Raw genomic sequence first — 11,745 nt, 5'->3', positions numbered from 1 at the left:
TATGAAAAAAGTTTTTATTTCGGCTTTTCTACTACTTAGCCTTCTTACTCTAAATGGATGTAAAAGTAATCAACCTCCGGTAAAAGAGACAGGTGAACCTTACGGAGTAAACTTGGCATGCGCGGACTTCGGTTCATCTTTCCCCGGTGAGTATAATAAAGACTATACCTACCCGACAGATCAAGACCTCGAATATTGGCAAAAGAAAGGGCTGAAACTTATCCGGTTACCATTCAAATGGGAACGGCTACAACTTGACTTAAAAGGACCGCTAAACCAGCATGACCTCAATAAAATGAAAGAATTGGTCAGAGCAGCAGAGAAACGCGATATGGTGGTTATTCTTGACTTACATAATTACTGTCGCCGCTTCATGAACAACGAACATACCCTCATTGGAAACAACGGATTAACAATCGAAGACCTGGCTTCTTTCTGGCAAGCTATCGCTAAAGAATTCTCCACTTTTAAAAACATATATGGTTACGGGCTAATGAACGAACCACATGATCTGGCCCCGGAAACCAAGTGGTTCGACATGGCGCAAGCGTCCATCAATGCCATACGAGAAGTCGACACAAATACGCTTATTATGGTAGGCGGCAACGACTGGTCATCAGCAGAGCGTTGGATCGAGCAGAGTGATACACTCAAATTCTTAAAAGACCCGGCTAATAACCTTGCCTTTGAAGCTCATGTATATTTTGACAAGGATGCATCCGGTACGTACAAATATTCATACGAAGAGGAAGAATGTTATCCGGAGAAAGGAATCGACCGGGTAAAACCATTTGTAGAATGGATTAAACAGAATAAATTCCATGGTTTTATCGGAGAATATGGAATCCCCGACAATGATCCCCGTTGGAATGAAACCCTCGACTTATTCTTGGGATATTTACAAGAAAACGGAATCAATGGTACATATTGGGCTGCGGGTCCGTGGTGGGATACCTATTTCATGGCAATTACCCCCAAAGACGGGAAAGACAGACCGCAAATGCCTATCATTGAGAAATATACAAGTACCTTAAAAAAATAGAATTATGTTCAAACGATTCTCCATCTGCTATATTTTACTCATGTTTTGTATAACTGGAACTTCCGCCCAAGAAGATCGGTGGACAGGAAACGCCACGAATCTATCCAAAGGAAACTTAAGGGTAAATTCTTCAGGACGTTACCTAGAATACAGTGACGGAACTCCTTTTCTCTACATAGGAGATACAGCATGGGAACTCATCAGCCGCTTAAATGACAAAGAGACTGAACTATATTTGGAGAATCGCAGAGAAAAAGGATTTACCGTCATACAAACGGTAATCCTGGATGAATTAGATGATATGGATGTTTCATCTAACGGAGAACCTAAGTTAATTGACGGCAATATTGACAAGCCCGCTCCCGGCTATTTCACTCATGTAGACAAAGTTATTTCTCTGGCAGCAGCCAAAGGTTTATACATAGCTCTATTACCAACTTGGGGAGATAAGGTAGACAAACAATGGGGAAAAGGACCGGAGATTTTTACACCGGAAAATGCATATAGATACGGCAAATGGTTAGGAGAACGCTATATGAACGCATCCAATCTGATATGGATAATAGGAGGTGATCGAAGTGGAGACGGAAAAAACTTTGCCATTTGGAATGCATTAGCAACCGGTATTAAAAGTGTAGACAAAAACCATTTGATGACCTATCATCCTCATGGAGAGCACTCATCCTCATTTTGGTTTCACAATGCTTCGTGGCTGGATTTTAATATGTGTCAATCCGGACACGCACAACAAGATTTCGCAATCTATCAACGTCTGCTTTTGCCCGATTTAAAAAAGGAACCACACAAGCCATGCATGGACGGAGAACCCCGATATGAAAATATTCCGATCAATTTCAAAAAAGAAAATGGAAGATTTGGAGATGATGATATCCGCCATACACTTTACCAAAGTATGTTCAGCGGAGCTTGTGGATATACATACGGCTGTAATGATATATGGCAGATGTTTGATACCGGACGTGAGCCTAAATGTGACGCCGACACTCCATGGTACCAATCAATGGATAAACAAGGAGCCTGGGATTTAATTCACTTTCGCAGATTATGGGAGAAATTTGATTTTACTCAAGGAAAAAACCTACAAACCATCTTTGGCGATGTACCTTTAGAAAATAAAAACTATCCCGTAGCATTCGGCAACAAAGACTACTTATTAGTATATTTTCCACAAGGTGGAGAGAGAACGATTTATTTGCCTTCAATGAAGGCATCCAAACGGTCTTTAAAGTGGATGAATCCTCGCAATGGAAGAATCACATTCTATCAAAATACAACAGCAGATACCATTCCCGTATCCTCTCCCACAAAGGGAAAAGGAAATGACTGGGTTTTAATTATAGAATAATTAACCGAGAAAAATAACTATAGAATATGAAAAGTAATAGATTAGAAGAGCTAACACAAAATTATGAAGCTCTTATCAACCGAAAAAATGAGATATGTAACAATAGCAACGGTATATATAAACGTTACTACCACCCTGTATTAACAGCAGAACATGCACCACTCATCTGGAAGTATGATTTTGATGAAAAACAAAACCCATTCATGGAAGAAAGAATTGGCATCAACGCTGTAATGAATACGGGAGCCATCAAGATCAATCATAAATACTATCTTGTGGCGCGTGTCGAAGGAGCAGACCGAAAATCATTCTTTGCAGTAGCAGAAAGTAATAGTCCCGTAGACGGATTTCGTTTTTGGGATTATCCGATAGAAATGCCGGAGACAGACATTCCTGATACCAATATGTACGATATGCGCCTGACCGCACATGAAGATGGATGGATTTATGGCATTTTTTGTGCGGAACGCAAAGATACAAACGCTCCAGCCGGTGATTTATCTTCCGCAGTAGCCGTTGCAGGTATTGCACGAACAAAAGACCTGAAAACATGGCAACGCTTGCCGGATCTGAAATCTCCGAGCCAGCAACGTAACGTAGTGCTTCATCCGGAATTTGTGAATGGGAAGTATGCCCTGTATACCCGCCCTCAAGATGGTTTTATTGACGCCGGCAATGGAGGAGGTATCGGATGGGCACTCATAGATGACATCTGTCATGCCGAAATAAAAGAGGAAAAAATCATCAATAAACGGTTTTATCATACGATCAAGGAGGTAAAAAATGGAGAAGGGCCACACCCCATTAAAACTCCACAAGGATGGTTACATTTAGCACATGGTGTAAGAGGATGCGCAGCCGGATTACGCTATGTATTATACTTATATATGACTTCTTTAGAAGATCCGACAGAAATTATAGCTGAACCTGCAGGTTATTTCATGGCCCCTATAGGAGAAGAAAGAATCGGTGATGTATCGAATGTATTATTCTCAAATGGATGGATTGAAGATGATAACGGAAAAATTTATATCTATTATGCGTCTTCGGACACCCGTCTTCATGTAGCCGAATCAACAGTAAACCAGCTTGTAGATTATTGTCTGCACACACCAACCGACGGTTTCCGTTCTATAGAATCTGTGAAGCGGATCATTACTATGGTAAACCACAATAAACAATACCTGAAACAATAAATACATCACCATGGAAAACATAAAACTAAGAGAAAAAATCGGGTATGGATTAGGAGATGCTGCTTCTTCCATGTTTTGGAAGTTATTCACAATGTATCTGCTATTCTTCTACACAGACGTGGTAGGTATCCCTTCGGCAGTGGTAGGAACAATGTTCCTTATCACACGCATTTGGGACACTTTCCTCGATCCGTTTGTCGGAATATTAGGCGACCGGACAAGCTCACGCTGGGGTAAATTTCGCCCCTACCTACTATGGGTAGCCATACCATTCGGCATCTGTGGTATACTGACCTTCTCATCTTTTGGAGATAACATGACTACCAAAATAATATTTGCCTATGCCACATATACCCTTATGATGATGGTATATTCATTAATCAATGTTCCGTACGCATCTCTATTAGGAGTAATGTCCGCCAATCCACAAGTACGCACAGAGTTCTCCTCCTACCGCATGACATTTGCTTTTGGAGGAAGTATTCTGGTACTATTCCTCATTGAGCCACTGGTTGATATATTCAGTAAAATGAAGATAACGGAAAATATACCTGACATCGCTTTCGGCTGGCAGATGGCTGCAGTCGTATTTGCGATTATGGCTAGTGGAATGTTCTTATTAACTTTTCTATGGACAAAAGAAAGAGTGCAGCCCATAAAAGAAGAAAAAGGATCACTGAAAGAAGATCTGAAAGATCTGGGCAGAAACAAACCCTGGTGGATTCTTTTATGCGCAGGAATCATGGCATTAGTGTTCAATTCTCTTCGTGACGGTTCTGCTGTATTCTATTTCAAATATTATGTAGACAGCTCCGATACATTCTCTTTCTCATTCATGAATAGTGCCATTACTCTAATCACGATCTACTTGGTATTAGGACAAGCCGCCAATATCCTCGGAATCATGTTTGTGCCATCACTCACCAAAAGAATCGGTAAAAAGAAAACTTATTTTGTAGCAATGGTTGGCGCTACCATTCTAAGTGTTTTATTCTACTTCCTTCCTAAAGATTTTATCTGGGGAATTCTTTGTTTACAGGTCTTAATAAGTATCTGTGCGGGTATTATTTCTCCTTTATTATGGTCTATGTATGCAGATATATCAGACTATTCCGAATGGAAAACCGGAAGACGGGCAACCGGCCTGATATTCTCTTCTTCGTCCATGTCTCAAAAGTTCGGTTGGACAATCGGAGGTGCTTTGACCGGATGGCTACTGGCCTATTTCGGTTTCAAAGCAAATGTAATCCAATCCGACTTTGCTCAAACCGGCATTTGTATGATGATGAGTATCTTCCCGGCAATTGCCACCATGCTATCAGCATTCTTCATTTCACGTTATCCGTTAAATGAAAAAAGATTATATGAAATATCAACAGAACTCGAAGAGAGAAGAAAAAAGTAAATTCATCACTAACCAACTAACCAATATGGCTCATATTTCAATTCGGTCCTATTTGTATTTACTATTGGGTACAACCCTATTCTCATGTGCACCTCAAGAGCTAAAAACGCCATTTGAATTAAAATGTGAGAATATACCCGTTCCTGTAGGAGTAGATACTCAAACTCCCAGACTCTCCTGGAAACTTCCGCTGCTAGAGGAAGATAGTATCAACAGAGTTGAAATATGGCTATCAACAGACAGTACTCAATTATCAGGCAGACAGTCCGGTTATTGGAACAAATCCATCATAGGAGCTCCCATAAGAGTCTCCTATGATGGACAACCATTAGATTCATATACAACGTATTATTGGAAAATAGGCTATCAAACCTCTTCCAAACAGAAAACTACATTTTCCCCTATATCCTCCTTCACAACAGGATGTTTATCATCCGACAACTGGAAAGGGAAATGGATTACTGACAAACATGACATCACATACCGTCCGGCACCCTATTATAGAAAGAGCTTCCAATTAGACAAAACAATCGAGCAAGCCTTACTCACTATTGCATCGGCAGGCCTGCATGAGCTCTCTGTCAACGGGCAACGGGCAGGAAATCATTTCCTAGACCCTATGTATACACATTTCAACAAACGTATACTATCAGTCACTCATGATGTTACGTCATTACTATCTATGGGTGAAAATGTAATAGGAGTACAACTGGGGAACGGCTGGTATAATCATCAATCCACAGCAGTATGGTTTTTCGACAAGGCTTCATGGAGAAACCGCCCTAAATTCACAGCACAACTCCATCTGCGTTACACAGATGGAACAACAGAATATCTGGGTACTGACTCAGCCTGGCAAACAACTGACAGCCCGGTTATTTTCAACAGCATCTATACAGCCGAGCATTATGATGCACAGAAAGAATTAGCAGGCTGGGACTCCCCCGGATTCAACGCTACCGGATGGTATCATGCACAAGAAACCGAATCGCCTACGGAAACGATCAAATCACAAGTTATGCATCCGATTCGTGAAACGGCCCGCTATACAGCAACTCAATGCAAAAAAATAAATGACAGCTGCTACGTCTATCATTTCCCCAAAAACATTGCAGGTGTTACCGAGCTAAAAGTGAAAGGGAAAAAAGGAACAAAACTGCGCCTGAAACATGGGGAACTTTTAGACAAAAACGGTATAGTAAACATGGCAAATATAGATTATCACTACCGGCCGACAGACGACAGCGATCCTTTTCAAACAGACATCGTCATACTTAGCGGAAAGCAAGATAGATTCATGCCCAAATTCAACTACAAAGGTTTTCAGTTTGTAGAAGTCTCATCATCTGCCCCTATTCAATTATCCGACGAAAATCTTATTGCAGTAGAAATGCACAGTGATGTTCCGGCCATCGGCTACTGGTCTTCGTCATCCGATCTGCTAAACAAAATATGGAAAGCCACTAACAGTTCCTATTTAGCCAACTTGTTCGGTTACCCGACTGACTGCCCTCAACGGGAAAAAAATGGCTGGACAGGAGACGCACATATTGCCATAGAAACAGGATTATACAATTTCGATGGTATCTCTATATATGAGAAATGGATGAACGACTTTTGTGATGAACAAAAAGACAACGGAATCCTCCCATGTATCATCCCAACTTCTGTATGGGGCTATGATTGGGCCAACGGGGTCGACTGGACGAGTGCTGTCGCCATTATCCCTTGGGAAATTTATCGATTTTACGGAGATACCACATTACTCCGCCGCATGTACGGACCAATCAAAAAATATGTCTCCTATATAGAATCCATATCAACCAATCATCTTACAGACTGGGGACTGGGCGACTGGGTACCTGTACGCTCAAAAAGCAATATAACCTTGACTTCCTCTATCTATTATTATACGGACGTCTGTATTCTAGCCAAAGCAGCCAGACTTTTCGGATATGCCGAAGATGCCTCCTATTATAACACGCTGGCACAAAAAATAAAAGAAGCTATCAACACCAGTTTTCTCAATAAGGAAACAGGAATATATGCAGGGGGAACACAGACAGAACTTGCCATGCCATTATACTGGGGAATCGTTCCGGAAGAAGATAAAAAGAAAGTTGCTGCCAGACTACATGAATTGGTAGAAAAAGACGATTATCATCTGGACGTCGGTTTATTAGGAAGCAAGGCCCTACTTTCCGCCCTGTCAGATAACGGATATGCGGAAACAGCTTACAAAGTCGCATCACAAGACACCTATCCTTCCTGGGGGTACTGGATCAAACAAGGTGCTACAACTCTACATGAAAATTGGCGGACAGATGTCGTTATCGACAACTCATATAACCATATTATGTTCGGAGAAATAGGAGCATGGCTATACAAAGGACTGGGAGGAATTCAGATAGATGAAAAACATCCCGGATTCAAGCATATTTTGCTAAAACCTTTCTTTCCGGCAGACATGAATGAACTTACCATACGCTATAATACTCCCTATGGCTGGTTAAATATCAACTGGGTTCGTCAAACTAATGACTGCATCCGTTATACAATCGATATTCCGGCAGGCACTTCTGCAACATTTGTTCCTTTTACAATGCCAGAACCCCAAAAATCTATAACTTTACAAGCCGGAAAACATTCACTTGAACTTGATTTTATTCACCAATTAATCAATCAACGATAACTATGTACAAAAGAATCACCTTATTCACATTCATTTGCCTGCTCGCTTTAGCAGGAATAGCCCAAAATAAAGACACTTATACCATTTTATTATCCGGAGCATCTTTTGCCGAACCTAACAATAAGTGGTTTGAAATGGGATGTCGTGCCCTTCACGCCATCCCCATCAATCGGGCTGTAAGTGCAGAATCTATTGCTCACACTGCAAATAAAATGCTGGACGGTACTCTCTATACCCCGGAAGAGTTCGATAACATTGATGTATTTGTCTTGATGCAAGTACATGAAAAAGACGTATATAACGAAGCAAACTTAAAAGAGAACTACAAGGATTATAAAACTCCTTTTGATGCTTCCGACTATGCCGTTTGCTATGATTATGTCATCAAGCGCTACATATCAGACTGTTATAACCAGAAATTCAATCCAAAATCTAGATATTACAACACTCCTTATGGGAAACCTGCTTCTATTGTCTTATGTACTCATTGGCATGACAGTCGTCCGATATTCAACACTTCGGTCCGAAAACTGGCAGAAAAATGGGGATTCCCGGTAGTAGAATTCGACAGATACATCGGATTCTCCAAAAACCAGAAACATCCGGTTACAGGAAAACAATATAGCCTAATTTACACTGGGGATTCACAAGAGACTCATGGAGAAATATTTGGATGGCATCCGCCACATGGAGAACATTCATTTATTCAACAGCGCATGGCTGCAATCTTTGCCGATACGCTTCGTAAGATATTGCTTCCCAAAGAATATATTAATGAATAATCACCAAATACTCATCGGATGAAAAAACTTCTATCATTAACAGTTTGCTTGTTATTTGTCCTATCACAAATAATGGCACAGCTTTCCGTACCTTCTTTCTTTTCAGACCACATGGTGCTGCAACGTGAGAAGCCAATCAATATATGGGGAACTGCCAGTGCCGGTGAGCGAATTAGCGTAACATTAGGAAATGCTCAAAAGAGTACCCGAACCGATAAAAATGGGAAATGGTCAGTCAGCCTGCCCCCTATGCAAGCCGGTGGACCGTATACTCTAAATGTAAAAAGCCTCAAGCAGACTTTATCATTTACAGATATTTTAATCGGTGAAGTATGGATTTGTAGCGGACAGTCAAATATGGAGTTTCGTCTGCGTAGCGCTAATCATGCTACCGAAGAAGTCGCAGCTGCCAATTACCCTCAAATCCGTTCATTCAACGTAATTCAAGAAATGGGGCACACTCCTAAAACCGACTTAAAAGGTAAATGGGAAGTATGTTCACCCGCCTCCGCTTCTGATTTTTCAGCTGTCGGCTATTTCTTTGCACGTGAATTATACCAAAAACTCAATATTCCTATCGGATTCATCAACTCCTCATGGGGTGGTACGGACATCGAAACCTGGATGAGCATGGAAGTGATAGAGCATTTTCCGAAATATGAAAAATCATTAGCCCGTATGCGCTCTTCTGAATTCGAAGAATACATCAAACACAGTGACAAAGTCAAAAAGGAATTCGAACAAGCCATCATAAACGAACCGGGAGAAAAAGAGAAATGGTATTTAGAAAACACCTCTACAGAAAACTGGAAGGAACATATTGTTCCGTCATTATGGTCAAATGAGGAATTATCCGGTATAGATGGAGTTGTATGGTTTACTTATCAGTTTTCCATACCGGTCAACTGTTTAGGACAGGATGCAGAATTGAGTCTCGGTACTATCGATGACGATGACATTACCTGGGTTAACGGACATGAAGTAGGACGAACGGTAGGATATGACCTGAAACGTCTATACAAGATCCCGGCAGAAGTATTAAAGGAACAGAATACCATCACTATTAAAATATCCGACTATCGTGGAGGAGGCGGTCTATATGGTCCTAAAGATGAAGTATACCTGAAAGTCAACAACCGAATTTTCCCTTTGTGTGATAATTGGAAGTATAAAGTTGCAGTATCGAGTGCACAATATGATTATGTAGAATATGGTCCTAACGCTTTTCCTTCTTTGCTGTTCAACGCAATGATTCATCCACTGGTAGGTTTGGGGATGAAAGGGGTAATCTGGTATCAGGGAGAAAACAATGCCGCCCGCGCCAACGAATACATTGATTTATTTCCGGCTTTAATTACAGACTGGAGAAGTAGATGGAATAACGAATTCCCATTTTATTGGGTTCAATTAGCAAACTTCATGTCTCCGGCCAAGCAGCCCTCTGAAAGTCATTGGGCAAACCTGCGGGATACACAGTCGAAGACACTGGCCTTACCACATACAGGACAGGCCGTCATTATAGACATCGGTGAAGAAAATGACATACATCCCCGCAACAAACAAGATGTAGGTAAACGACTTGCTTTGCATGCTCTCCACAATGATTACGGATATAACTCTATTGTTTGCACCGGCCCGATATTCCAGTCGGTAAAAAGAATCGGAGATGCACTGGAGGTCACCTTTAACGCTTGTGACGAGCAACTAGTAGCTCGTAATAAATATGGCTATTTATCAGGATTCGCCATTGCCGGCGCAGATGGAAAATACCAATGGGCACAGGCTAAAATCGAAAACAATAAAGTAATAGTATGGAATAAGGAAATACAGCAACCGGTCTCTGTACGATATGCTTGGGGAGATAATCCCGATGATGCTAACTTATACAACGCAGCCGGTTTGCCTGCCTCGCCTTTCGAAGGACACATCAGCCAATAAACGGCCTACAAAAACAGAAAAAGAATACCGGCAATGAATGTATGATCATCATTTCCGGTATTTTTCATATTTACAGTCCACTCCCTAATCGTCCAGAGACTATATTTTCTCTTTCCGGCGCGTTGTAATTTAAAGATTATCACGTATCTTTGCTTCCTCAAATCATAAATACGAGATATGGCTATTACAATCAAGAAAGTCTCCACAAAGAGAGAACTTAAGAAATTTATCCGTTTCAATTACAGAATGTACAAGGGCAACCCTTACTCTGTGCCTGACCTCTATGACGACATGCTCAACACCTTCAACAAGAAGAAAAATGCAGCATTCGAATTCTGTGAAGCTGATTATTTCCTCGCATATCGGGACGATAAAATAGTAGGACGTGTAGCTGCAATTATCAATAACCAGGCGAACAAGAAGTGGGAATGTAAAAACGTTCGTTTCGGATGGATAGACTTCATCGACGATCCCGAAGTATCATCCGCACTTATCAAAACAGTGGAAGAATGGGGAAAAGAACGGGGTATGACTCATATTGCCGGTCCTCTCGGATTTACTGATTTCGATGCGGAAGGAATGCTGATCGAAGGATTCGACCAGCTTAGCACCATGGCCACTATCTACAACTACCCGTACTATCCGGTACACATGGAAAAACTAGGCTTCGAGAAAGATGCCGACTGGGTGGAATACAAAATCTACATACCGGATGCTATTCCCGACAAACATAAGCGTATCTCCGAACTGATCCAACGAAAATACAACCTTAAGATAAAGAAATATACTTCCGGAAGAAAGATAGCCAAAGACTATGGACAGAAGATTTTCGAACTGATGAACGAAGCATATAGTCCACTTTATGGTTATTCTCCGCTGACACAGCGGCAAATCGACCAATACGTGAAAATGTATCTGCCGATCCTTGACTTACGGATGGTTACACTGATTACTGATGCCAATGATGAACTAGTCTGTGTAGGTATCTCTATGCCATCTCTCGCTGAAGCTTTACAGAAATCAAACGGACGTCTGTTGCCGCTCGGATGGTTCTATCTGTTAAAGGCATTATTCATGAAACGTCGTGCCAAAATGCTTGATCTGCTACTCGTTGCAGTGAAACCGGAATATCAAAATAAAGGTGTTAACGCTTTGTTATTTTCCGATTTAATTCCAGTTTATCAAAAATTAGGTTTTATCTTTGCGGAAAGCAACCCCGAACTGGAACTGAATGGAAAAGTTCAGGCACAATGGGATTACTTTGAGACTCAACAACATAAGCGCCGCCGTGCGTTCATCAAAGAGATAAAATAAAAAAACAGCT

8 protein-coding genes are annotated in these 11,745 nt (G+C 41.2%); all 8 read left to right on the top strand.

The genetic code is table 11. The annotated features are described in order from the left end of the window. Position 1: 1 nt before the first annotated feature. Positions 2–1,042 (top strand): glycoside hydrolase family 5 protein, encoded by a 1,041-nt coding sequence (locus KSX81_RS12870; protein WP_004322990.1) that lies wholly within the window; start codon positions 2–4, stop codon positions 1,040–1,042. A gap of 4 nt (positions 1,043–1,046) precedes the next feature. Continuing rightward, the gene (locus tag KSX81_RS12865; RefSeq protein WP_004322989.1) at positions 1,047–2,408 is read left to right on the top strand and encodes a DUF4038 domain-containing protein; all 1,362 of its coding nucleotides are present in this window, start codon (positions 1,047–1,049) and stop codon (positions 2,406–2,408) included. A gap of 26 nt (positions 2,409–2,434) precedes the next feature. Beyond that, positions 2,435–3,604, top strand: a complete 1,170-nt coding sequence (locus KSX81_RS12860; RefSeq protein ID WP_004322988.1) for a glycosidase — start codon at positions 2,435–2,437, stop codon at positions 3,602–3,604. Between the two features lie 10 nt (positions 3,605–3,614). Continuing rightward, on the top strand, positions 3,615–5,009 hold the full coding sequence (locus tag KSX81_RS12855; protein WP_004322987.1) for an MFS transporter: 1,395 nt from the start codon (positions 3,615–3,617) through the stop codon (positions 5,007–5,009). After that, on the top strand, positions 4,969–7,701 hold the full coding sequence (locus tag KSX81_RS12850; RefSeq protein ID WP_004322986.1) for an alpha-L-rhamnosidase: 2,733 nt from the start codon (positions 4,969–4,971) through the stop codon (positions 7,699–7,701). The genes KSX81_RS12855 and KSX81_RS12850 overlap by 41 nt, the downstream gene beginning before the upstream one ends. 2 nt (positions 7,702–7,703) lie before the next feature. Then, on the top strand, positions 7,704–8,483 hold the full coding sequence (locus KSX81_RS12845; protein WP_004298414.1) for a DUF5040 domain-containing protein: 780 nt from the start codon (positions 7,704–7,706) through the stop codon (positions 8,481–8,483). An 18-nt stretch (positions 8,484–8,501) separates the two neighbouring features. Continuing rightward, positions 8,502–10,421 carry a sialate O-acetylesterase gene (locus tag KSX81_RS12840; protein WP_004322985.1) on the top strand — a complete coding sequence of 640 codons (1,920 nt, stop codon included), beginning with the start codon at positions 8,502–8,504 and terminating at the stop codon, positions 10,419–10,421. 177 nt (positions 10,422–10,598) lie between these two features. Then, the gene (locus KSX81_RS12835; protein WP_004298422.1) at positions 10,599–11,735 is read left to right on the top strand and encodes a GNAT family N-acetyltransferase; all 1,137 of its coding nucleotides are present in this window, start codon (positions 10,599–10,601) and stop codon (positions 11,733–11,735) included. Positions 11,736–11,745 lie beyond the last annotated feature (10 nt).

Source organism: Bacteroides sp. MSK.18.37, assembly GCF_019129155.2.
In the GTDB taxonomy this organism is placed as follows: domain Bacteria; phylum Bacteroidota; class Bacteroidia; order Bacteroidales; family Bacteroidaceae; genus Bacteroides; species Bacteroides ovatus.
Note: the sequence above shows the minus strand (reverse complement) of the source record. Positions and strands in the feature narration are given on the sequence as shown.